A 22,730-nucleotide genomic window follows, 5' to 3' on the forward strand; every position below is an offset into this window, starting at 1 on the left:
CGTAGGCTCGTCAAGGCCCACATAAGCAGACGTATGGGAGGCGGCCGACTATGGACGCGGGGCTCAAGCGCGAGCTGGAGGAGAAGGTCCGGGCCGGGGAGCGGCTGACCCGCGAGGACGGTATCGCCCTCTACGAGTCGGACGACCTGGCCTGGCTCGGCGGCCTGGCCCACGAGGTGCGCACGCGGAAGAACGGCGACGTGGTGCACTTCAACGTCAACCGTCATCTGAACATGACGAACGTGTGCACCGCGTCCTGCGCGTACTGCTCCTTCCAGCGCAAGCCGGGGGAGAAGGACGCGTACACGATGCGCATCGAGGAGGCCGTCCGCCTCGCCAAGGCGATGGAGAACGAGAACCTCACCGAGCTGCACATCGTCAACGGCCTCCATCCGACGCTGCCCTGGCGCTACTACCCGCGCTCGCTGCGGGCGTTGAAGGAGGCGCTGCCGCAGGTCTCGCTGAAGGCGTTCACCGCCACCGAGATCCACCACTTCGAGAAGATCTCCGGCCTCTCCGCGTCGGAGATCCTCGACGAGCTGATCGACGCCGGCCTGGAGTCGCTGACCGGCGGCGGCGCCGAGATCTTCGACTGGGAGGTGCGGCAGCACATCGTCGACCACGAGACCCACTGGGAGGACTGGTCGCGCATCCACCGGCTCGCGCACTCCAAGGGCCTCAAGACGCCGTCCACCATGCTCTACGGCCACATCGAGGAGCCGCGCCACCGGGTGGACCACGTGCTGCGGCTGCGCGAGCTCCAGGACGAGACCGGCGGCTTCCAGGTCTTCATCCCGCTGCGCTACCAGCACGACTTCGTGGACATGAAGGACGGCAAGATCCGCAACCGCCTGCAGGCGCGGACCACGATGGCGACCGGCGCCGAAGCGCTGAAGACCTTCGCGGTCTCCCGGCTGCTGTTCGACAACGTCCCGCATGTGAAGGTCTTCTGGGTGATGCACGGCGTGCAGACCGCCCAGCTGGCGCTGCAGCACGGCGCGGACGACATGGACGGCTCGGTCGTCGAGTACAAGATCACCCACGACGCCGACAACTACGGCACGCCGGACAAGCTGACCCGTGAGGACCTGCTCGACCTGATCCGGGACGCGGGCTTCAGGCCGGTGGAGCGCAACACGCGCTACGAGGTCATCAAGGACTACCCGGGCCCGGACCCGGAGCTCCGGGAGTCCCCGCAGCCGATGCGGGTCTGACGCGCACGTCGATGAGGTCGACGAAGGGGTGGCACCTGCCTCGGCGGGTGCCACCCCTTCGTCGTGCGGCGGCGTGGGCGGGTCGCGCGGTCGACTGTTGCCACCCGGGGGTGTAACGGATAACTTCGCCTCATGCCCCTTACCGATCTTCATCTCGTCCGAGACCCGGAGCTCACCCCCGCGCTGCGGGAGGAGGTCCTCCAGCTCTGGACGCGGGTGTCCCAGGCGGGCGGTGCCGTCGGCTTCGTCCCCCCGGTCACCGCCGAGGAGATACGCCCCACCGCCGACGCGCAGGCGGCGGCCGTCGCCTCCGGCGCGTTGCGGATGCTCGCGGCGTACGAGGAGGGCCGCCTGGTCGGGACCTCGTACCTCAAGCTCAACACCCACCCCCTGATGCGGCACTGGTGCACCGTGGTCACGGTGATGATCGACCCCGAGCGGCAGGGCGGCGGGCGCGGCAAGGCCATGCTGCGCGAGACCGTCGAGATGGCTCGCGACCTGGGGTTCAGCGCCCTGCGCCTGGGGGTGCGGGGCGGCATGGGGACGGAGGACTTCTACGCCACCGTCGGCTTCAAGGAGGTCGGCCGGGTGCCGGAGGGGATCGACGTCGGGGGCGGCGACCTCCGCGACGACATCCTGATGTGGCTGCCCCTGAAGTGATCGATATGGGGGCGTGATTCACTGGATGTCTGGTAACGCAGGATCTCCGGCAGAAAGAAGTCCAGCCGTGTCTCTCAAGACGAGCGCGACGTTCCGCTACTCCGTGATGCGTCTGGGTATCTTCGCCGGATGCTTCCTGGTCATGTGGGCGCTGGTCTCCTTCCGTGTGTTCCCGGCCGCGGCCAACGGCTCCAGCTTCATCTGGGTGCTGCTGCTCGCCCTCGTCGTCTCCGCCCCGCTCAGCCTGGTACTGCTGCGCAAGCAGCGTGACGAGATGTCCGAGCAGATCGTGGTCAAGGTCGACCGGGCCAAGCAGAAGCTCGCGGCCAACCGCGGCCAGGAAGACGATCTGTAAGCCTCACCACATCGCGCCCAGGCGCGCACCCCCTCGCCGGGAAGCCCCGGCCGACGGCGTTCTCCGCCGTGGGCCGGGGCTTTCGGCGTCTGTACGGGGTCCGACCGCGCCGCCCTGGGAGCCGCTTCGGCCGTCTCCGGGATCCCTCGGAGGGGTGCGCCCAAAGATTGCCTTTGAGTCACCCAAAGGGAGGGTGTTAGCGTGTTCGATATGAAGACAGCAGCCGCGCCCCGACCCCCCGCGAGGGTTCCGCTCGCGGTGCGCCTGCCCGCAGGTCCTTGCCGTTGTCGCTGCCGCAGCCGATGCCGCTCCGCGGCCTGTCGCCGCTGATCCGCCGCAACGCCCGCGCGCCCCGTCAGCACAGCGGCCGGAGATCCGCACGGACCTCCCGGCTTTTTTCATGCCCCCACCCACCCCCCATGGACCCCACCCACGGAGTGTGTCCGTTGTCGCCCGAAGCCAAGACGTCCTCGTCGTCGCTCCGCCTGCCCAAGGTCCCGTTCTGGGCCCAGATCCTGCTCGGCCTGGTGCTGGGCGTACTCCTCGGCTGGGCCGCCCGCAGCGGTGACGTCGAGTGGCTCGCCACCACCCTCGACAAGACCGGCTCGATCTTCGTCCAGTTGCTGAAGCTCGCGGTGGCCCCGCTCGTCTTCTTCGCCATCCTGGTCTCCATAACCAACCTGCGGCAGGTCAACAACGCCGCCCGGCTGGCCGCCCGCACGCTGCTGTGGTTCATGGTCACCTCGCTGATAGCCGTCGCCATCGGCCTGACCATCGGCCTGCTCACCAACCCCGGCTCCGGCACCGGCCTCACCCCCAAGGACGGCGGCAAGCCCGAGCACGCCGGCTCCTGGCTGGACTTCCTGACCGGCATCGTGCCGCAGGACGTGGTGACGCCCTTCACCCAGCTGAACGTCCTGCAGATCGTCTTCATGGCGGCGGTGGCGGGCATCGCCGCCCTCCAGCTCGGCGAGAAGGCCCAGCCGATCCTCACCCTCAGTCAGGCCGTCCTGGAGCTGCTCCAGAAGGCCCTGTGGTGGGTCATCCGGCTCGCCCCGCTCGGCACCCTCGGCCTCATCGGCTTCGCGATCACCAAGTACGGCTGGGGCCTGATCGGCAAGTACGCCACCTTCACCGCCGACATCTACATCGGCTGCGCCCTGGTCATGTTCGGCGTCTACCCGCTGCTGCTGGCCACCGTCGCCAAGGTCAACCCGCTCAACTTCTTCAAGGGCGCCTGGCCCGCCATCCAGCTGGCCTTCGTCTCCCGCTCCTCGGTCGGCACCATGCCGGTCACCCAGCGGGTCACCGAGCGCCTCGGCGTTCCGAAGGAGTACGCGAGCTTCGCGGTGCCCTTCGGCTCCACCACCAAGATGGACGGCTGCGCCTCCATCTACCCGGCCATCGCCGCGATCTTCATCGCCCAGATCTTCGACGTCGAACTGGGTATCGGCGACTACCTGCTGATCGCCTTCGTCTCCGTCATCGGCTCCGCCGCCACCGCCGGCCTCACCGGCGCCACGGTCATGCTCACCCTGACCCTCTCCACCCTCGGCCTCCCGCTGGAGGGCGTGGGCCTGCTGATGGCCATCGACCCGATCGTGGACATGATGCGGACGGCGACGAACGTCGCCGGACAGGCGCTCATCCCCATCCTCGTCTCCGCGCGGGAGGACATCCTCGACCGCGAGGCGTACGACTCCGCGAGCGGCTCTCTCCTGGAGGGCTACGAGGTGGGCGACGCCGACCAGAAGGCGCCCCTTCCGGCGCCGGCGGCCTAGCGCAGCGGGACGTTCACGGGGCGGCGGCGCCACCGGTCTTCCGAGGCCGGGGGCGCCGCGCCGTGTGGACGCCGGATCGCCGCGCGCGGTCTCGCGTCGTCCCCCGGAACGACGGAGCGGGTGGAGCGGTACCGGCGACGGCAGAGCGTCGGAGCCTCGCGCCTAGGCTGAGGATCATGGACATCCGCCGCATCGACCCCCGCGACACCGCCTGGGAAGAGGACCACGCCCGCTATCGCGTCTCGTTCTGGGACGTGCCCGCGGCCACGGCGCACGAGTACGAGGTGCTGGGCGAGGTCGACGTCGACGACGTCCTGGCCTGGGCCTCGCCGCACGCGGCCGAACGCGGGTGGACCTACACCGTCTACGCCTCGGTCGGTGCCGGCGACCGTGCCGGCGAGGGGCCGGGTCTGATCCGGCTCGCCGGAGTGCTGGGGGATCCGTTCGCCGACGCGTGACCGGTCAGGGCGCGGGCCGGGGCGACACCCGAGGACGCCGGCGGCCGGTCACACCTCCAGCCGCACCGCGTACCGCCGTAGCCAGGTGTTGAGCAGCAGGGCGCACTCCATGCCGAAGCGTGCCAGGTAGTCCTCCAGGGCGGTCGCGGGGGCGGTGCGGGTGGTCTCCGCCGCCCAGTCGGCGTCGAGCAGGGGGTGCACCGGCTGGTCGGGGTCGGCGACGAGGGCGGTGAACTGGGCGCGTACGGCCTCGGTGTAGGCGCGGTGCGGGGTGGCGGGGTAGGGGCTCTTGCGGCGGTCGGCGACGTGCGCCGGGAGCAGGTCGCGGGTGGCCGCGCGCAGCAGGCTCTTCTCGCGGCCGCCCCGGGCCCGCAGCGACCAGGGCGTGTTGTAGACGTAGCCCACCAGCCGGTGGTCGCAGAAGGGGACGCGCGCCTCCAGGCCGGCGGCCATGGACATGCGGTCCTTGCGGTCCAGCAGCCGCGGGACGAAGCGGGTGAGCGCCAGGTGGGTGACCTCGCGATGGCGTCGTTCGGCGGGGTCGGCCGCGCCGGGCGGGTGCTCCACCTCGGCGAGCGCCTCCCGGTGCCGCTCGCGTCGGTAGGCGGCGAGCCCCAGCCGAGTGCGGAGGGCGGGGGCGAGCAGCCGGTCCAGGGTGCCCGCGAAGCCCGTGCCGTCCTCCGCGATCCAGGGGAAGGTGCCGCTGGTGAGCGCCCGGGGGTCGTGGAACCACGCGTAGCCGCCGAAGAGTTCGTCCGCGGACTCGCCCGAGAGGGCGACCGTGGCATGGCCGCGGATGGCGGAGAACAGCAGGTAGAGCGAGGTGTCGCGCTCGGCGCGACCGTCCGGCAGGTCGCGTGCCGTCAGGGTCGCGGTGCGGTGCAGCGGATCGGCCAGATCGGCCGCGTCGAGAACGATGTCGGTGTGGTCCGTGCCGAGGTGCGCGGCGACCGCGTGGGCGTACGGGCGGTCGGGGCTGCCCTGGGGCGTCGGCGCGTCCGGCTCCGCGAAGTCGACGGCGAACGTGGCGAGCGGCCCCGCCCCGCGAGCCGCCAGACGGCGGGCGGCCAGCGCGCTGACGGCGCTGGAGTCCAGGCCGCCGGAGAGCAGCGTGCAGCGCGGCACATCGGCGACGAGCTGCCCGGTCACGGCCTCGTCGAGGAGCTCCCGCACGGTGTCCACGGTCCGCCCCCAGCCGTCCGTGTGCTCGGCGGTGGGCAGCGTCCAGTACGGGCGCTGCCGCAGCCCCGCGCGGGTCAGCCGCAGCACATGGCCGGGCTTGACCTCGCACATCCCCCGGTAGGCCGTCAGCCCCGGCGTCTTGGCCAGCGCGAACAGCTCTCGCAGCCCGTCGAGGTCGACGACCGCCTCGGCCTGCGGGTGGGCCAGGATCGCCTTGGGTTCGGAGCCGAAGAGCAGCCCGGCGGGGGTGGGGTAGTAGTAGAGCGGTTTGACGCCCATCCGGTCGCGCACGAGCAGCAGCCGCTCCGCCTTCTCGTCCCACAGCGCCAGCGCGAACATGCCCTCCAGCCGCTCGGCGAAGCCCTCGCCCCACGCGCGGTAGGCCGCCAGCACCACCTCGGTGTCGCTGCGCGTACGGAACCGATGGCCTCGCGCGGTCAGCTCCGTGCGCAGCGCGCGGTAGTTGTAGATCTCACCGCTGTGGCTGACCACCGCCTCCGCGTGGGACATCGGCTGTCGGCCCGTCACCAGGTCGATGACGGCGAGCCGGCGGTGGCCCAGCAACGCGCCGCGGCCGCTCCACAGCCCCTCGTCGTCCGGCCCCCGGCAGGCCAGGGTGGCCGTCATGCCCCGCACCACCGCGCGGTGCGCCGTCAGATCCCGCGCGAAGTCGACCCAGCCCGCCACGCCGCACACCCGTGCCCGCCTCCTCCGCCGAACAGGCTCACGGCCGCCGTCCGACGGGTGGTCCCCGATCGGACCGCGGCACCGAGGAATCTAGGGCACCCGTCCGGTCAGCGGCGGCATATCGCCGCCCGGAGATCCGCGCGTCCGCGTCGCCCGCCGTCGGCGGCGGGTCCCGGCGCCGGGCGGGAACGGATGTCGCGGTCGTGTCCCATTACGGCCTCCCCTCAACTCGTCCGTCCTCCGCGACCGTTGAGGGCCGGGAGGCGGTGCTCAAGTCACAGTCGAGCATAAATGCCGCCACCGACAGTACTCATGTCGACGCAATGTGTAATCGCCGCTCGGGTGCCATGCGGCCCGGCGGCCCGACCCCCACGGAAGGCCCCCATGCCGCACTCACCCGCGTCCCGCCGCCGCGCCGCCCGCCGTCTCGCGGCGCGCCGTCTCGCCTCCCCGCGATCGGCCTCCCTGTGGTCCGCCGCGGCGAAGGCCCGCTGGACGCTCCGTACGGCCGCCGCCGCGGCGGCGCTGGCCATGCCGCTGGCGGGCCTGACGGCCACCCCGGCGCACGCGGCGACGTCCTGCGTGGTCAACGGCAGACAGGTGACCGGCCCGGCCATCGTCGGCACCCCCGGCGACGACGTGATCACCTGCTCCTCGGTGGACGACGGCGACCTCGTCGACGCCCTCGCCGGGGACGACGCCATCGCCCTCACCGGCCCCGTGGCGGGCGGGGTGCGCGGCGGTGACGGCGAGGACGCCGTCACGCTCACGCCGACCGGTTCCGTGGAGGCCCGCGGCTCTCTGGACGGCCAGTTCCACGACGACCGGTTCGCCCTCGACGGCCCCGTCCTCGGTCGGGTGACGGGCGGCCGGCACGACGACCGCGTCGACCTCCTCGACCACGCCCTCGTGGCCGAGGGAGCCGACGTCCGGGGCGCCCGCGGCGCGGACACCCTCGTCCTCGACGCGGCCGCCGGGGTGTTCGGATCGGTGGAGGGCGGGGAGGCCGCCGACCGGATCGAGGTGGGCGGACTCCTCCAGCCCTCCGGCCGGGTGCGCGGTGGCGACGGCGACGACGACCTGTTCGTCGGCATCAACCAGGGAGCCGTGGACGGCGGGCCCGGCGTCGACGCCTGTCGCGTCGTCATGGGCCTGCCGCGGGTGCCGGGGACGTGCGAGCGCGAGTGAGCGGGAGTGAGCCGTGGAGTCGCACCCGCTGGCCGATGCCCGCCCTTCGTCGCTTCGCGTGCCCGTACGATTACCCGAGCGTGACGGAACCAGGCAATGGAACAGTCAACGGAACGGGTCAGGCGGGGGCTTGGGAGGGGCGTTTCGCGTGAATGCGGTGAAGAGCAAACGGGTGCCGCGGGCGGTGCGGGAGCAACAGATGCTGGACGCCGCCGTGCGGACCTTCGCCCGGCGCGGCTACCGGATCGCGTCGATGGACGAGATCGCCGAGTCGGCCGGGGTCTCGAAGCCACTGGTGTATCTGTACCTCAACTCCAAAGAGGAGCTGTTCGGTTCCTGCGTCCGACGCGAGGCGGCGGCGCTGGTCGCGGCCGTACGGGACGCCGTCGAGCCGGGGGCGTCCGCCGACCGTCGGCTGTGGAGCGGGCTGCACGGCTTCTTCGCCCACACGGCCGCGCACCCGGACGGCTGGGCGCTGCTGCACCTCCAGGCGCGTACGCTCGGCGAACCCTTCGCGCGGGAGGTCGCGGGGCTGAGGGCGGAGATCGTCGCCCTGGTGGCGGGGTTGATATCGGCGGCCGCGCGGGAGGCCGGCTGCCCCGCGGAGCCCTCCGCCGCGGAGCTGTCCGGGCTGGCGCAGGCGCTGGTCGGCGCGGCCGAGTCGCTGGCCGAGTGGGCGCGGGCCGACGGTGCCGAGGCGGCCGGCCGCGGCCCCTCGGTCGAGGACACGGCCGCCACGCTGATGAACTTCGCATGGGCCGGGTTGGGGAACCTGATGGCGGGACAGGGCTGGTCACCCGATCGAGAGCGGCTCCCGGAGCACCACCGGGACCGCGTCCCGGAAGCCGACCGGGCGCGCGCCCGGGAGCACGGCAGGGGCCGTGCTCCCGAGCGCGACGAGCGAGGTCGCGCGCGGGACCACGACGGGGGCGCGGGGCTGGAATCCGGCGGGGAGTGCGGCCAGGAGGCCGGCCGGGAGCATCCGGAATCCCCGCATGTTTCAGCCGATTTCAGTTGATGCGAGCTTTCGTGTACCACGCCTGCGGGTCGGGGGCGCGGGACAGGTCCGACGGATAGGCGCCGTTCTGGTGCTCCGGGTGTCGAACCGCATCGGCCCACGCGGCCGGTGCGTCCGTCGCCGAACTGCCCTCGTCCGCCTGGACCGGCACCGGGGTGAAGTTGGACGGCGCCGTGTGCCAGCCGTCCGGGGCGATGCGGGTGGCGAGCACATAGGTGCGGCCGACTTCCAGCTCGGGGGCCTGGCCGGCCGTGGTCTGCTGCGGGTGCAGCGGGTCCCGGCCTCCTTCCTGGGCGACCCGGACGCTCCCGCTGACCTTGCCCTTGAGGGTGCTGACGACCTCGACCTGGTACGTGGTCCACAGCAGCCGACCCCCGTTGGTGCGGCGGGTGCCCTCCTTGGCCACCACGGTGCCCACGAACACGTCGTCGGCCCAGCCGCAGGCGCGGGCCGGGGTGTCCAGCCGCACCGCGTAGGTGTGGTGCGGCGGGTCGCCGCCGGTCTCCGCGACGGCGCGCCGCGCGGGCTCGGGGGCGGCGGCCTGGGAGGCGCCCCAGATGCTGCGGTAGTGGTCGATGTCGATCTGCGACGGCCCGTAGGCGGTGCGCGCGTCGTTGCAGTACATGACCGCTTCCGGGTTGGCCCGGTGGCCCAGCTTGAGCGCGTGGCCGATCTCGTGGGCGACGACGCCGCGCTTCTCGTCGGCGGTGTAGTTGTGCAGGTAGTGGTCGTTGAAGGTGATGGCGTCGGCGCCGTTGCCGTTGTTCTGCCACAGCCCGGACCAGCCGACGTCGCTCCGGTCCACGTCGCCGACGTCGACGTCGGTGGTGGTCGCCGGATCGTCGGGCTTGATGTCGACCTTGCCGAGGGCGTTCCACTCGGCGCGCGCCTTGTCCCACTCGGCCGTGTACTTGGTGGCGAGCTCGTACGCCAGGACCGAACCCTCCACCGAGCCGGCGGTGTTCGGCTCGTCGACGCAGGCGTACGCCTGCTGGGCGGCGCTCGACGGCGCGGCGGCCGATGAGGCGGCCGGGTCGGGGGTCGGCGGGGAGGCGTAGGCCGGGGTGGCGGCGCACAACGCGGCGGCGGCCAGCGAGGCGGCCGCCGACCAGGCCCCCGCCAGGGGCCGTACCGGCCGCCGCCGGTGGATGCCGAAGGGCGGCGGGCGCCGGGTGCGGCCGGCAGAGGTGCGGACCGGCGTGCCGGCGGGAGTGCGGACGGGAGTACCGGCGGATGTGCGGACGGGTGTGCCGTTGGGGGTGCTGCGCTCACGAATCACGTGCGGACATCCCTTCTACGCCTGCGCGGAGGGCCGGCGGAGACCTGTCCGGGCCCGGCTACGGGCGGGCGGAGATCTGCCGCAAGCCGTCGGTAACGTTCCTGGGCCGCGGGGCGTGAACCCAGTGAGAGACAGAGCGCTGCCGGGGTCGGCAGCGTCACGGATCCGTGAGCCTCAAGTTACGGGCTGTGTCGATGCGGCGCATGTTCGGGCATCAGGGGGAGCGGGGGAAGAGGAAGGCATCGAGATGAGCACGAGGCGTATCGCGCGGAAGACCCTGCTGGCCGGGGGCGCGGCCGCCGCCCTGCTGTCGCTGTCCGTCGCCGCCGTGCCGGCGCTGGCCTCCGGCGACGGACACCAGAGCGCCGCCGGGACGCGGGCGGTCGCGGTGAAGACGAAGCAGGCGTTCCCGGAGACGGTCTCCGGCAGCCCGTCCTCCCCACTCACCCGAGTGGGTGACTTCTTCGGGGCGTACATCGACGCGCGGAACGACGAGGGCGGCGCCGCGCTGGCCTCCGCGCTGCGCAAGCACTATCTGAGCGCCGGCCTCCAGAAGGAGCTCGCCGCCTGGGCGAAGAAGAACGGCGCGGACGGCGTGCTCCGCGCTCAGAACGTGCCGACGAAGTGGTCCGTCACGGACAACGGGAACGGCGACAACTACTCGGCGCTGGTCAAGCTGGCCTGGGCCGATGGAAGCGTCACCAAGCTGGACATCCTCGCCGCGCACGACGCCACGAAGATCATCGCCATAACCCCGGTCAAGTAAGCCGCGCGCCGGTGGGGGCCGTGGACTCGGCCGATCGGGTGAGGCCGGTGGGGGCCGCCTCACCCGAGCCCACCGGCTCCTCTCCGGGAATCGGCCCGTCGCCCCGCTCACGAGTCGGCCCGCCGACCCGCTCCTCTGTCCGTCGGCCGACCCCGCGACTCCATCCGTCGGATCTCCCCGAACTCCCCGCGTCACAAGGGTTCCCGCACCGCTCGGGCCCGCCCTACGTTTGCGTGAAGTTACTGACGGGTCAGGAGTTGCCATGCCACAGCAGCCAGCACCGACCGCACCAGTCCCCACCCCCACTCTCGTCCCGCCACGGGTGCACATCGTCGCCGGGGTGGTCCAGCAGGCCGCCGTCCCCGCGCTCGCCCCCGCCGTGACGCACGGCAGCCTGGCGGACATCCCCTTCGACAACGCCGCCGAGGCACCCGACGAGGCGGTCCTCAGCCGCAAGCAGCCGGACGGACGGTGGCGCGACGTCACCTCGGCGACCTTCGCCTCCGAGGTGCTCGCCACCGCCAAGGGGCTGATCGCGCACGGCCTGCGCCCCGGCGACCGGCTCGCCATCATGGCCCGCACCAGCTACGAGTGGACCCTGCTGGACTTCGCCGCCTGGGCGGCGGGCCTGGTCACCGTCCCGGTGTATCCGACCTCGTCCGCCCTCCAGACGCGGTGGATCCTTCAGGACTCCGGCGCCGCCGCCTGTGCGGTGGAGGACGTCGAGCAGGCCCGGCTGGTCACCACGGTGCGCGACGGCCTGCCGCGGCTGGCCCAGCTGTGGCAGCTGGACACCGGGGCCATCGGCCAACTCGCGGCCGCGGGACGGGAGGTGCCCGACGAGGCCGTGACCCGGCGCCGGGCGGAGCGCGGACCGCACGACATCGCCACGCTCATCTACACCTCCGGCACCACCGGCCGCCCCAAGGGCTGCGTGCTCACCCACGCCAACTTCTTCGCGGAGGTGGACAACTCCATCGAGCTGCTCCACCCGGTGTTCCGGTCGGCCGGCAAGGAGCCGGCAGCCACCCTGCTGTTCCTGCCGCTGTCGCACGTCTTCGGGCGGATGGTCGCCGTCGGCTGTCTGCGGGCCAGGGTCCGGCTCGGCCACGCCCCGAGCATCCGCAGCGAGGACCTGCTGCCCGATCTGGCCGGCTTCCAACCGACGTTCCTGCTCGCCATCCCCTACGTCCTGGAGAAGATCTACAACACCGGGCGGGCCACCGCGGAGCGGATGGGCCGCGCCGCCTCCTTCGACCGCGCCGCGCGCGTCGCGATCCGGTACGCGGAGGGCGCGGAGTCCGCACGCGGCCCGGGGCTGGGCCCGCGCCTCGCCCGCGCGCTGTACGAACCGCTGGTCTACCGACGGATCAGGGCCGCGCTGGGCGGGAAGGTGCGCCACGTCATCTGCGGCGGCTCCCCGCTCGGCCGGCGCCTCGCCGCCTTCTACGCGGGCGCGGGTATCCAGGTCTTCGAGGGGTACGGCCTGACGGAGACCACGGCGGCCGTGACGCTGATGCCGCCGCTCCGGCCCCGGCTGGGCACGGTGGGCTGGCCGCTGCCGGGGAGCGCGGTGCGGATCGCCGAGGACGGGGAGGTGCTGCTGCGCGGCGGCCAGGTCTTCACCGGCTACTGGGACGCGGGGCGCGGCGCGGCGCCCGGCGCCCCCGCCGAGCGCTGGTTCGCCTCCGGTGACATCGGCGCGCTGGACGAGGACGGCTATCTCACGATCACCGGCCGGAAGAAGGAGTTGATCATCACGGCGACCGGGAAGAACGTGGCTCCGGCCCCGCTGGAGGACCGGCTGCGGGCGCACCCGCTGATCGGCCAGTGCATGGTCCTCGGCGACGACCGCCCGTATGTCGCGGCGCTGATCACACTGGATCCGGACGGTCTCGCGCACTGGCGGCGGATGCGTGGGAAGGAGGGGGTGTCGCCGCGGCGGCTGGCCGCGGACGAGGAGTTGCTCGCGGAGGTGGGGCGCGCCGTCGAGGAGGCGAACACGACCGTCTCCCGCGCGGAGTCGATCCGCCGCTTCCAGGTGCTGCCGGTGGAGTGGACGGACCTGTCGGGGCATCTCACGCCCTCGTTGAAGCTGAAGCGCGCGGCCATCGCACGCGACTTCGCCGACGCCATCGAACGGCTCTACGACGAAGAGCGATGAGGGAGGCGAGCGTATAGTCGATTACCGGGGCAAAAGGTGTCTGCTACCAGGAGTTATGACATGACGGCTGTGGCACACAAGGAGCACCCGGAGCACCCGCATCAGCACGGGCCGGACTGCGGACATCCGCAGATCGCCCACGACGACCACCTCGACTACGCCCACGACGGCCATGTGCACCGTGCCCATGACGGCCACTGGGACGAGTGTGAGCGCACCGACCACACCCAACACGGCGACCACGAGCACCAGCACGGTCCCACCTGTGGGCACCAGCAGATCCAGCACGGCGACCACGTCGACTACGTCCACAACGGACACCGCCACGCCGCCCACGGCGGCCACTGGGACGACCACTGACGGTCCGGACCGACCTGCTCAGGACCGGGCTGACCCGGCCCCTTGAGCCTGCCCGGCCACTGCCCCGTCCTGGCCCTCCCGGCCGGCGGGGCGGGGCGGGCCCGGTGCGGGCGGCGCTCCTGACCACCGCTCCCGGCCCGTTGGGGACGGGGCTCTGGGGGACCGGGGGCGGTCCACGGAGCGCGAGGCACGAAGGGGGCGCGGCGCGCGAAAACACGGCGCACGGGAGCACGGCGGTCCGAGGAGGCGCCTGATGGCGCCGAGGGTGTGCGGTGCATCGGGGGCTGCGGGAAGGCCAGGGCCGGGCGGAGCCCGCGCGGCGGGCGGCGGGCGAAAAGGGCAGGAGCCCTGCCCCCGCCGAAGCGGGAGGCAGGGCTCCTTGGGTGCTGATCGGCGGCCGTGCCGAAGCACGGCCGGACCGCATACTCAGACCGCGGGGGTGACGTTCTCCGCCTGCGGGCCCTTCGGGCCCTGGGTGACGTCGAAGGTCACGGTCTGGTTCTCCTCAAGGGAGCGGAAGCCAGACGCGTTGATCGCGGAGTAGTGGACGAAGACATCGGGGCCGCCGCCGTCCTGGGCGATGAAGCCGAAGCCCTTCTCGGCGTTGAACCACTTGACGGTTCCGGTAGCCATAAGCCCTCCTTGGGCCAAAGGGTTGCCCTGCTCCAGAACCTGCAAGTGCAAGAAGTCTGAAAACTACAAAAGCCTGCGGGTTACATGCTCCGCAGGCTCTGTACTGCAAGGGAAACCAAACTGCAACTTGGTGGCGAGCCTAGCACGTGCGGTTCTCGCGGGGAAAGAGCGAAAGGTCACGTGAAGGGTGAGTTTCCACTCCGTCGCTCTGGGGAATGTTCGCAGGTCGCATGGCTGATGACGCGCCCGGAGCGCACCCTGCGCACGGTCGCCCGGAGGGCCGGGGCTAGCCTCCGCATGTGGACAATTCAGCCCCTGCCGCCGCCACCGCCAACGGCCACCGCCGGAGCCGGCCGCGGGTCGGCCACATCCAGTACCTGAACTGCCTGCCCCTCTACTGGGGCCTCGCCCGCACCGGCACGCTGCTCGACCTGGAGCTCACCAAGGAGACCCCGGACGCGCTCAACGACCAGCTGTCCCGCGGCGACCTGGATATCGGCCCCATCAGCCTGGTCGAGTATCTGCGCCACGCCGACGACCTCGTCGTCCTCCCCGACATCGCCGTCGGCTGCGACGGGCCGGTGATGTCCTGTGTGATCGTGTCCCAGGTCCCGCTGGAGGAGCTGGACGGCGGGCGCGTCGCGCTCGGCTCGGCGTCCCGGACCTCGGTGCTGCTGGCGAAGCTGCTGCTCACCGAGCGGTACGGGGTGCGCCCCGACTACTACACGTGCCCCCCGGACCTCAGCCTGATGATGCAGGAGGCGGACGCCGCCGTGCTCATCGGCGACGCCGCGCTGCGCGCCAACCTGCACTACGCCCCCAAGCTGGGCCTTCAGGTCCATGACCTCGGCCACATGTGGAAGGAGTGGACCGGCCTGCCGTTCGTCTTCGCGGTCTGGGCGGCCCGCCGCGAGTACCTGGAGCGCGAGCCGCGCATCGTCCGCAAGATCCACGAGGCGTTCCTGGCCTCGCGCGACCTCTCGCTGGAAGAGGTGACCAAGGTCGCCGAGCAGGCCGCCCGCTGGGAGGCCCTGGACGCCCCGGTCCTGGAGCGCTACTTCACCACCCTCGACTTCAGCCTCGGCGAGACCCAGCTCAAGGGGATCCGGGAGTTCGCCGCCCGCACCGGACCGGCGGCCGGCTACCCGGCCGACGTCCGCGTCGACCTGCTGCCGGCCCAGGCGTCCGGCTGAGCGGAGCGCCCCGACACCACCCGCTCCACCCCGACGCGCCCCAACCGCCCCCTGAGCGGCCGGCCCCGCCTAAGCTGGATCGGCGTACTCAGGGGGGAGGCCACGCGATGCATCCGCTGGGCGAGGAAGACCCGCAGGCCGTCGGGGCGTATCGGCTCCTGGGCCGGCTCGGTGCGGGCGGCATGGGCCGGGTCTATCTGGGGCGCAGCGCCGGCGGACGCACCGTCGCGGTGAAGATCGTGCACCCGCACTTCGCCCTGGACGAGGAGTTCCGGGCCCGGTTCCGTCGCGAGGTCGCCGCGGCCCGCAGGGTCGGCGGCGCCTGGACCGCACCGGTCCTGGACGCCGACCCGGAGGCCCGGGTGCCGTGGGTGGCCACCGGCTATGTCGCGGGGCCCTCCCTCACCCAGGCCGTCGCCGACTCCGGGCCGCTGCCCGAGGCGTCCGTGCGGGCCCTGGCCGCCGGCCTCGCCGAGGCCCTGGCCGCGGTGCACGCCCTGGGCCTGGTGCACCGCGATGTGAAGCCCTCCAACGTGCTGCTCACCCTCGACGGCCCGCGGCTGATCGACTTCGGCATCGCCCGCGCCGTCGACGGCACGGTCTCCCTCACCTCCACCGGCGCCTCGATCGGCTCGCCCGGCTATATGGCGCCCGAACAGATCCTGGGGAAGGACGTCGCGGGCGCGGCCGACGTCTTCTCGCTGGGCGCGGTGCTGGCGTACGCGGCGACCGGGGAGGGCCCCTTCCCCGGCGACAGCTCGGCCGCGCTGCTCTACAAGGTGGTGCACGAGGAGGCGGTCCTCGGACCGCGCCTCACCGGAGAGCTGCGGGATCTCGTCGCCGCCTGCCTCGCCAAGGCCCCGTCCGCCCGCCCCACCCCCGAGCGGATCCTCCACCGGCTGGCCCCGGACCGGGGCGCCGCCGGGCTGGTCGGGCCGGGTTGGCTGCCCGCCCCGCTGGTCGAGCGGGTCAGCAGGCAGGCCGTGGAACTCCTCAACCTGGAGGCGGCCCCGCCCGGCCCCGCCACCCCCGGCACCGGCCCCGCCACTCCCGGCACCGGCCCCGCGCCCGTCCAGGACGCCGGGCCCGGGCCTACCCTGGGCGCCTTCGGCCCGCCGGACCCCTCGTACGAGAAGGGCCCCGGGCACGGGAGGGTCCCGGACCCCGCGCACGGAAGGGAGCCCGGCGCCTCGTACGACGGCGTCCCCGCCCCGCCGGGGGCGCCGCCGCGACCGGGCGGACCGTCCGGACCGGCGGCCCCGGCCCCGGGCCCCGTGGCCGCCGCGGCCACTCCCGAGGACGATCCGGCGCCCGCCGGACGCCGGCTGTCCCTCACCGCCTCCGTCGGCGGGCGGCGCCGTCCGAAGGCGCTCAGCTGCACCCTGGTGCTCTCGGTCGCGGGCGCGCTGGCCGTCGCCGTGTTCGCGGTGAACGGACTGCCGGACGGCCCGGGCGACGCCAGGGACTACTCCGCGGACAAGGGGAGCGCCCGCCCGGCGTCGCCGGATTCCCGCCCCGGCGGCGGATCCGAGACCGGGGCCCCGCGGCCCGAGCCGAGCGCGCAGCCCTCCGGCACCCCCTCGCCCGGCGGGCCCGGGGCGGTGCCCAAGGCGTTCCTGGGCACCTGGCGGGGGTCGCTGACCGCGGACTCCGGCCTGCCGGCCGGCGAGCTGACCATCACCATCCGGCAGGGCCGGACCGGGGCCCAGGTCGCCAGCGGGCGGCAGGACGTCACCCTCTTCGTGTGCCACAGCAAGTGGAAGCTGGTGTCGGCGACGGCCAAGGAGCTGGTCCTGGACTCGCGGGTGAAACCGGAGGACCGGGAGGAGAACTGCAGCCTCGGCTCCGCCGAGGAGCGGTTCGCGCTCAGGAGCGACGGCTCGATCCGCTACACGGTCCGGGACGAGCCGGGCGGCAACCCGAGCGGCACGCTCCGCAGGCTGGACTGACGGCCCCGCGCGGGCGGCCCGGGGTGCTGGGCGTAGGCTGGATCAGTCCGTTTGCAAGCCCTGTAAACCCTCCGAAAGGGACACCACGGTGACCGAGAACGCCGACCTCCAGTCCGTGCTCGACCGCGCCGCCGCCGGTGGTCGGATCACCCCGCAGGAGGCGCTCGACCTGTACCGGTCCGCACCGCTGCACGCGCTGGGCGCGGCAGCCGACGCCGCCCGTCGCCGGCGGTACGCGGGCACCGAGCACATCGCGACGTACATCATCGAACGGAACATCAACTACACCAACGTCTGCGTGACGGCCTGCAAGTTCTGCGCCTTCTACGCGCCGCCGAAGGCCACCGACAAGGGCTGGACCCGCGACCTCGACGACATCCTGCGGCGCTGCGCGGAGACCGTGGAGCTCGGCGGCACGCAGATCATGTTCCAGGGCGGCCACCACCCGGACTTCGGCGTCGAGTACTACGAGAAGCACTTCTCGGCCATCAAGAAGGAGTTCCCGCAGCTGGTCATCCACTCGCTGGGGGCGTCCGAGGTCGAGCACATGGCCCGCATCTCCGGCGTGTCCGTCGAGGAGGCCGTCCAGCGCATCCACGCCGCCGGCCTGGACTCCTTCGCCGGCGCCGGCGCCGAACTGCTGCCGGAGCGGCCGCGCAAGGCGATCGCGCCGCTCAAGGAGTCCGGCGAGCGCTGGCTGGAGATCATGGAGACGGCGCACCGGCTGGGCGTGGAGTCCACCTCCACCATGCTGATGGGCACCGGAGAGACCAACGCGGAGCGGATCGAGCACATCCGGATGATCCGCGACGTGCAGGACCGCACCGGCGGCTTCCGCGCCTTCATCCCGTACACCTACCAGCCCGAGAACAACCACCTGAAGGGCCGGACGCAGGCCACGATCTTCGAGTACCTGCGCATGATCGCCATCGCGCGGCTCTTCCTCGACAACATCGCCCACATCCAGGGCTCCTGGCTGACCGTCGGCAAGGAGGCCGGTCAGCTCTCGCTGCACTACGGCGCGGACGACCTGGGCTCGGTGATGCTGGAGGAGAACGTGGTCTCCTCGGCGGGCGCCAAGCACCGCTCCAACCGGATGGAGCTCATCGACCTCATCCGCAAGGCCGGACGGGTCCCCGCGCAGCGCGCCACCACCTACGAGCACCTGGTGGTGCACGAGGACCCGGCCGACGACCCGGTCGACGACCGCGTGGTCTCCCACCTGTCCTCCACCGCGATCGAGGGCGGCACCGCCCACCCCGAGCTCAAGCTCGTCGGCACCAACTGAGTTCGCCGCCGCCCGCGCCGCCGAGATGCTCACCCTCCACGCCGCCGACCTGCTGCTGCCCGGCGCCGGGGCCGACCCGGTGCCCGGCGGGGCGGTGGCGGTCGACGACGGTCGGATCGCCGACTTCGGCCCGTACGAGCGGATCGCCGCCGCGTACCCCGGCGCCCGGGCGCGGCGCTGGCCCGGGCTGCTCACCCCCGGGCTGCGCCAGTGGCACGGCAAGTGGCTGCTGGAGCGGTGCTACTACCCGGACCCGCGCGAGTTCCACCTCCTGGGCGAGCGGCCGTTGACGGGGTCGGAGCTGAGCGACCTGGACATGGACGCGACGCGTTGGGCGGGGAGTGTGCGACGCGGGGTGCAGCAACTGCTCCGGCACGGCACCACGACGGTGGTCGGCAACTTCTCCGACCCGGTGGTGAACGTGGCGCTGGCCCGCTCGGGGCTGGTCGTCGTCCCGCCGCTCGGCGCCCCGGGCGACGCACCCGGCGAGCCGGACCTCGACCCCTTCCACGCCGGCCACGACCTGGCCGGCACGGCGGCCGGCCCGCTGATCACGGGCGGCCGCGCCGACCTCGCGGTCTTCGACGTGCCCGACGAACCCACCCTGGTCGAGCGGGGCGCGGCGACCTGCGTGGCCACCGTCCTCGCCGGGCGACTGGTGCACCGCCGCCGCTGAGGCGCACGGCCGCGGCTCGCCGCGCGTGCCCCCGCCGCACGCCCCGCCGTGGGCGAGGTGAACAATGGGTGGGTGACCCGAGCATCCTTGGACAAGCAGCCGCACGAAGTCGCCGCGATGTTCGATGACGTGGCGGCGAGATACGACCTCACCAACGATGTGCTGTCCCTGGGGCAGGCCCGGCTGTGGCGCAAGGCCGTCGCCCGTGCGATCGACGCCCGGGCCGGGGAGCGGGTCCTCGACCTGGCCGCCGGCACCGGCACCTCCTCGCTGCCCTTCATGGCCGACGGCGCCTACGTGGTGCCCTGCGACTTCTCGCTCGGGATGCTGCGGGAGGGCAAGCAGCGCCATCCCCAGTTGCCCCTGACGGCCGGCGACGCGACCCGGCTGCCCTTCGCCGACGACGTCTTCGACGCCGTGACGATCTCCTTCGGGCTGCGCAACGTCCAGGACACGGACGCCGCCCTGCGCGAGCTGCTGCGCGTGACCAAGCCGGGCGGTCGGGTGCTGATCTGCGAGTTCAGCTCCCCCACCTGGGCACCGTTCCGCACGGTCTACACCGAGTACCTGATGCGCGCGCTGCCGCCGGTCGCCAGGGCGGTCAGCAGCAACCCCGACGCGTACGTCTACCTCGCCGACTCCATCCGCGCCTGGCCCGACCAGCCGGGACTGGCCCGGAAGCTCCAGAAGGCCGGCTGGTCGCGGGTGGCCTGGCGCAACCTCACCGGCGGCGTGGTGGCGCTGCACCGGGGCACCAAGGCGTAACCGACCGAGCCACGGTGGACCCGAGCCCGGTGACCGGCCCCCGTCACCAGGCCCGGTCACCGGGGCCGGGTCGCCGTCACAGCTCCAGCCGGTGGCAGACGGCGGTCACCCCGGACACCGGCGAGACGTATGTCTCCGCGCGCCGCATGCCCAGCCGCCGCGTCACCGCGAGGGACCGCTCGTTGCGGGCGTCGACCATGGCCACGACCCGGTCCACCCCGGCCGCCCGCACGCGTTCCAGGGTGGCCTCGGCGGCCAGCGTGGCGTACCCCAGGCCCCAGAAGGCACGGCCCAGCCGCCAGCCGATCTCGATCTCGCCGACCGGCCCCCAGGGCTGGGGCCACGGCTGCGCGCCGGTGAACCCCAGGACCTGGTCGGTCTCGTCCAGCAGCGTGTAGAGACAGAAGCCGTGCTCGGCGGCCAGCTCGCGCTGGCGCTCGGTGAACTCCTCGTCATGGGCCAGGTCCTGCGCGGACCCGCCGTGGAACTCCATGACGTCGGGGTGGTCGAAGACCCGGTGCCAGGCGGTCGCGTCGTCGGGACGGGGCACGCGCAGCCGAATGGACGGCTGGGCTATGGGCACGGTCATGGGGGGTGGCCCTTCTGAGGTCTGGGAGTAGGCCCCCCATAGACTGCACGTGTCCTGTGCCTTGTTGCGACCGCCTTGGGCGACCGGCACCCAGCCATCGAGTCTTCGGGAGACCTCCGTGAGCGAGACCGCAAGCATCGAGAGCGCCTCCGCCGGGACCTTCGGCTCCGAGTACAGCGCCGAGGTGATCGTCGTCGGGGCCGGTCCGGCCGGCTCGACCACGGCCTACTACCTCGCCAAGGCGGGACTCGACGTCCTCCTGCTGGAGAAGACCGCGTTCCCGCGCGAGAAGGTGTGCGGCGACGGGCTGACCCCGCGGGCCACCAAGCAGCTGGTCGCGATGGGGATCGACGTCTCCGAGGAGGCGGGCTGGCTGCGCAACAAGGGGCTGCGCATCGTCGGCGGCGGCGTGCGGCTCCAGCTCGACTGGCCGGAGTTGGCCTCCTTCCCGGACTACGGCCTGGTCCGCAAGCGTGACGACTTCGACGAACAGCTGGTGCGGCAGGCCCAGAAGGCCGGCGCGCGGCTGTACGAGCGGTGCACCGTGAGCGCCCCGGTGATCGACGACCGGACGGGCCGGATCACGGGCGTGCGGGCCAAGCTGGGGGAGGAGAAGACCCCGGTCACCTTCCACGCCCCGGTGGTGGTCGCCGCGGACGGCAACTCCAGCCGGCTCTCGCTGGGCATGGGGCTGCACCGGCGCGAGGACCGGCCGATGGGCGTGGCGGTCCGGACGTACTTCAACTCGCCCCGGCACCAGGACGACTACCTGGAGTCCTGGCTGGAGCTGTGGGACCGGCGCGGCGCCCAGCCGCGGCTGCTGCCCGGCTACGGCTGGGTGTTCGGCATGGGCGACGGCACCTCCAACGTCGGACTCGGCGTGCTCAACACCTCCAGCTCCTTCAAGGAGCTGGACTGGCGCGAGGTGCTCAAGGCGTGGTGCGCCTCGATGCCGGAGGAGTGGGGCTACACCCCGGAGAACATGACGGGGCCGATCCGGGGCGCCGCCCTCCCCATGGCCTTCAACCGACAGCCGCACTACACGCGCGGGCTGCTGCTGGTCGGCGACGCGGGCGGGATGGTCAACCCCTTCAACGGCGAGGGCATCGCCTACGCGATGGAGTCCGGGCAGCTGGCGGCCGACGTGATCGTCCAGGCGCAGGCCCGTGCCACCGCCGCGCAGCGCGAGATCGCCCTGCAGCGCTATCCGAAGATCGTCAAGGAGACCTACGGCGGGTACTACTCGCTCGGCCGCGCCTTCGTGAAGCTGATCGGCAACCCGAAGGTGATGAAGCTGGCGACCCAGCGCGGTCTGACCCACCCGCTGCTCATGCGCTTCACGCTGAAGCTGCTGGCGAACCTCACCGACCCGCAGGGCGGCGACGCGATGGACCGCGTGATCAACGGGCTGACCAAGGTGGCCCCGCGCGCCTGACCGGTCGTGCGCACGCACGGTCCCGGCGGACGGCCGGGACCGTCCTGAGTGCGGCGGGGCATGGGGCGGGACACCGAAGCGATCCCCCGGCGTCCCGACCCTTGGCCCACCGGTGGTCCTGGAGCGCCTCGGCGGCCGCGTGGCGTCCGGTGGCGCCCGGGGTGACGGTCGGGGACCCTCGGCACCCCCGCGGTTCCGTAGCCCCCCGGTCAGCGCGCTCCTACCATCGAAGAGAGACGACCGGGCGGGCCTACCGATCCCGGGGCGGTCGGTGGCGGGCCCGAGGACGTTCAGGAGACCCCCATGTCGCACTCTCACGCTCCCCCTCCCGCTCCCACCACCGCGCGGCTCGGCTGTGACATCGGGCTGCTGTTGATACGGGTGGTGGTCGGCCTCACGATGGCCGGTCACGGCACCCAGAAACTGTTCGGCTGGTTCAACGGACCCGGCCTCGACGCCACGGCCCAGGGCTTCGCCGCGTACGGCTACGAGCACGAGCAGCCCATGGCGCTGCTCGCCGCGCTCACCGAGACGGTCGGCGGCCTCGGCCTCGCCCTGGGCCTGCTCACCCCGCTCGCCGCGGCGGGGATCATCGGCATCATGATCAACGCCATCGCCACCCGGTGGGCCGGCGCCTTCTTCCTGCCGACCGGCGTCGAGTTCGAGATCGTGCTGCTCGCCGTCGCGGCGGGTCTGGCGCTGACCGGGCCGGGGCGCCTGGCCGTCGACCACCTCCTGCCGGTGGTGCGCTTCCATCGGCTGTCCTACGGCGTCGGCGCCGTGGTGCTCGGCGTCGCCGCGGGACTGGTCGTGGTGCTCGCCTTCCGCTGATCGCCTGGTCGCCTGGTCGCCTGGTCGCCTGGTCGCCTGGTCACCGACGGCCCCGGGCGTCTGGCGACCCGACACCCGACGTCCGAACGTCCGATCACCTGACGTACGGGTGCCTGGCTGGCCGTCAAGGGCCCTCACGCCGCCGCTCGTTCGCCGGCCGGCGCTCCACCGCTCGACGGCCCGCCGGCCCGTCCGCGACGCGGGTCGCTCGTCCCCGTCCCGCGCTACGACGTGGGTCGCCGGACCCGTCCCGGGCTAC

Annotated in this window: 20 protein-coding genes and 1 pseudogene; 17 read left to right on the forward strand and 4 right to left on the reverse strand. The window is 72.8% G+C overall.

The window, feature by feature from the left end:
* Nucleotides 1-50 precede the first annotated feature (50 nt).
* The 5 genes from mqnE (at nt 51) to CD790_RS00265 (ending at nt 4,468) form a co-directional block, all read left to right on the forward strand.
* Complete coding sequence (gene mqnE, locus CD790_RS00245) at nt 51-1,214, forward strand: aminofutalosine synthase MqnE (RefSeq protein ID WP_144380854.1); 1,164 nt, start codon at nt 51-53, stop codon at nt 1,212-1,214.
* 132 nt (nt 1,215-1,346) lie between these two features.
* A complete protein-coding gene (locus CD790_RS00250; RefSeq protein WP_144380855.1) occupies nt 1,347-1,874 on the forward strand; it encodes a GNAT family N-acetyltransferase in 528 nt (175 codons plus the stop codon).
* 67 nt (nt 1,875-1,941) lie between these two features.
* Entirely contained in the window at nt 1,942-2,229 is a 288-nt protein-coding gene (locus CD790_RS00255; protein ID WP_260867244.1) for a DUF4229 domain-containing protein, read from the forward strand.
* A gap of 419 nt (nt 2,230-2,648) precedes the next feature.
* The gene (locus CD790_RS00260) at nt 2,649-4,010 is read left to right on the forward strand and encodes a dicarboxylate/amino acid:cation symporter (RefSeq protein ID WP_144380857.1); all 1,362 of its coding nucleotides are present in this window, start codon (nt 2,649-2,651) and stop codon (nt 4,008-4,010) included.
* Between the two features lie 176 nt (nt 4,011-4,186).
* Nucleotides 4,187-4,468 carry a hypothetical protein gene (locus tag CD790_RS00265; RefSeq protein WP_144380858.1) on the forward strand — a complete coding sequence of 94 codons (282 nt, stop codon included), beginning with the start codon at nt 4,187-4,189 and terminating at the stop codon, nt 4,466-4,468.
* Between the two features lie 48 nt (nt 4,469-4,516).
* Here CD790_RS00265 and asnB read toward each other — a convergent pair whose 3' ends face one another.
* Nucleotides 4,517-6,346: an asparagine synthase (glutamine-hydrolyzing) gene (asnB, locus tag CD790_RS00270; RefSeq protein ID WP_144380859.1), complete on the reverse strand. Its 1,830-nt coding sequence runs from the start codon at nt 6,344-6,346 to the stop codon at nt 4,517-4,519.
* Nucleotides 6,347-6,721: 375 nt separating this feature from the next.
* Between asnB and CD790_RS00275 the strand changes: the two genes are divergently transcribed.
* Complete coding sequence (locus CD790_RS00275) at nt 6,722-7,525, forward strand: hypothetical protein (RefSeq protein WP_144380860.1); 804 nt, start codon at nt 6,722-6,724, stop codon at nt 7,523-7,525.
* 148 nt (nt 7,526-7,673) lie between these two features.
* Nucleotides 7,674-8,324 (forward strand): annotated as a pseudogene (locus CD790_RS00280) (TetR/AcrR family transcriptional regulator); the annotation flags it as partial.
* A 211-nt stretch (nt 8,325-8,535) separates the two neighbouring features.
* On the opposite strand, the gene CD790_RS00285 reads toward CD790_RS00280, so the two are convergent.
* A complete protein-coding gene (locus CD790_RS00285) occupies nt 8,536-9,822 on the reverse strand; it encodes a hypothetical protein (protein ID WP_144380861.1) in 1,287 nt (428 codons plus the stop codon).
* Between the two features lie 247 nt (nt 9,823-10,069).
* Here CD790_RS00285 and CD790_RS00290 point away from each other — a divergent pair, with 247 nt between their 5' ends.
* The 3 genes from CD790_RS00290 (at nt 10,070) to CD790_RS00300 (ending at nt 13,112) form a co-directional block, all read left to right on the forward strand.
* Nucleotides 10,070-10,588, forward strand: a complete 519-nt coding sequence (locus tag CD790_RS00290; protein WP_144380862.1) for a hypothetical protein — start codon at nt 10,070-10,072, stop codon at nt 10,586-10,588.
* A 262-nt stretch (nt 10,589-10,850) separates the two neighbouring features.
* Nucleotides 10,851-12,752: a long-chain fatty acid--CoA ligase gene (locus CD790_RS00295; RefSeq protein ID WP_144380863.1), complete on the forward strand. Its 1,902-nt coding sequence runs from the start codon at nt 10,851-10,853 to the stop codon at nt 12,750-12,752.
* A 60-nt stretch (nt 12,753-12,812) separates the two neighbouring features.
* On the forward strand, nt 12,813-13,112 hold the full coding sequence (locus tag CD790_RS00300) for a hypothetical protein (RefSeq protein ID WP_144380864.1): 300 nt from the start codon (nt 12,813-12,815) through the stop codon (nt 13,110-13,112).
* 426 nt (nt 13,113-13,538) lie between these two features.
* Here the strand turns inward: CD790_RS00300 and CD790_RS00305 are convergent, their stop codons facing one another.
* Entirely contained in the window at nt 13,539-13,745 is a 207-nt protein-coding gene (locus tag CD790_RS00305) for a cold-shock protein (RefSeq protein ID WP_144380865.1), read from the reverse strand.
* A 299-nt stretch (nt 13,746-14,044) separates the two neighbouring features.
* On the opposite strand from CD790_RS00305, the gene CD790_RS00310 reads away from it, so the two are divergent.
* The 5 genes from CD790_RS00310 (at nt 14,045) to CD790_RS00330 (ending at nt 19,616) form a co-directional block, all read left to right on the forward strand.
* Complete coding sequence (locus CD790_RS00310) at nt 14,045-14,938, forward strand: menaquinone biosynthetic enzyme MqnA/MqnD family protein (protein ID WP_144380866.1); 894 nt, start codon at nt 14,045-14,047, stop codon at nt 14,936-14,938.
* 107 nt (nt 14,939-15,045) lie between these two features.
* Nucleotides 15,046-16,887, forward strand: a complete 1,842-nt coding sequence (locus CD790_RS00315) for a serine/threonine-protein kinase (protein WP_144380867.1) — start codon at nt 15,046-15,048, stop codon at nt 16,885-16,887.
* 88 nt (nt 16,888-16,975) lie between these two features.
* The gene (mqnC, locus tag CD790_RS00320) at nt 16,976-18,175 is read left to right on the forward strand and encodes a cyclic dehypoxanthinyl futalosine synthase (RefSeq protein ID WP_144380868.1); all 1,200 of its coding nucleotides are present in this window, start codon (nt 16,976-16,978) and stop codon (nt 18,173-18,175) included.
* Nucleotides 18,176-18,200: 25 nt separating this feature from the next.
* The gene (locus CD790_RS00325) at nt 18,201-18,851 is read left to right on the forward strand and encodes an imidazolonepropionase-like domain-containing protein (RefSeq protein WP_144380869.1); all 651 of its coding nucleotides are present in this window, start codon (nt 18,201-18,203) and stop codon (nt 18,849-18,851) included.
* A 72-nt stretch (nt 18,852-18,923) separates the two neighbouring features.
* The gene (locus tag CD790_RS00330) at nt 18,924-19,616 is read left to right on the forward strand and encodes a demethylmenaquinone methyltransferase (protein WP_144380870.1); all 693 of its coding nucleotides are present in this window, start codon (nt 18,924-18,926) and stop codon (nt 19,614-19,616) included.
* Nucleotides 19,617-19,692: 76 nt separating this feature from the next.
* On the opposite strand, the gene CD790_RS00335 is transcribed toward CD790_RS00330, so the two are convergent.
* Nucleotides 19,693-20,205: a GNAT family N-acetyltransferase gene (locus CD790_RS00335; RefSeq protein WP_399216790.1), complete on the reverse strand. Its 513-nt coding sequence runs from the start codon at nt 20,203-20,205 to the stop codon at nt 19,693-19,695.
* A gap of 118 nt (nt 20,206-20,323) precedes the next feature.
* On the opposite strand from CD790_RS00335, the gene CD790_RS00340 reads away from it, so the two are divergent.
* Together CD790_RS00340 and CD790_RS00345 are read left to right on the forward strand one after the other, a co-directional pair.
* On the forward strand, nt 20,324-21,640 hold the full coding sequence (locus CD790_RS00340; protein WP_144380871.1) for a geranylgeranyl reductase family protein: 1,317 nt from the start codon (nt 20,324-20,326) through the stop codon (nt 21,638-21,640).
* 303 nt (nt 21,641-21,943) lie between these two features.
* Nucleotides 21,944-22,471 carry a DoxX family protein gene (locus tag CD790_RS00345; RefSeq protein ID WP_144380872.1) on the forward strand — a complete coding sequence of 176 codons (528 nt, stop codon included), beginning with the start codon at nt 21,944-21,946 and terminating at the stop codon, nt 22,469-22,471.
* Nucleotides 22,472-22,730: the final 259 nt, after the last annotated feature.

The organism is Streptomyces sp. SAJ15, from assembly GCF_007595705.1.
In the GTDB taxonomy this organism is placed as follows: domain Bacteria; phylum Actinomycetota; class Actinomycetes; order Streptomycetales; family Streptomycetaceae; genus Streptomyces.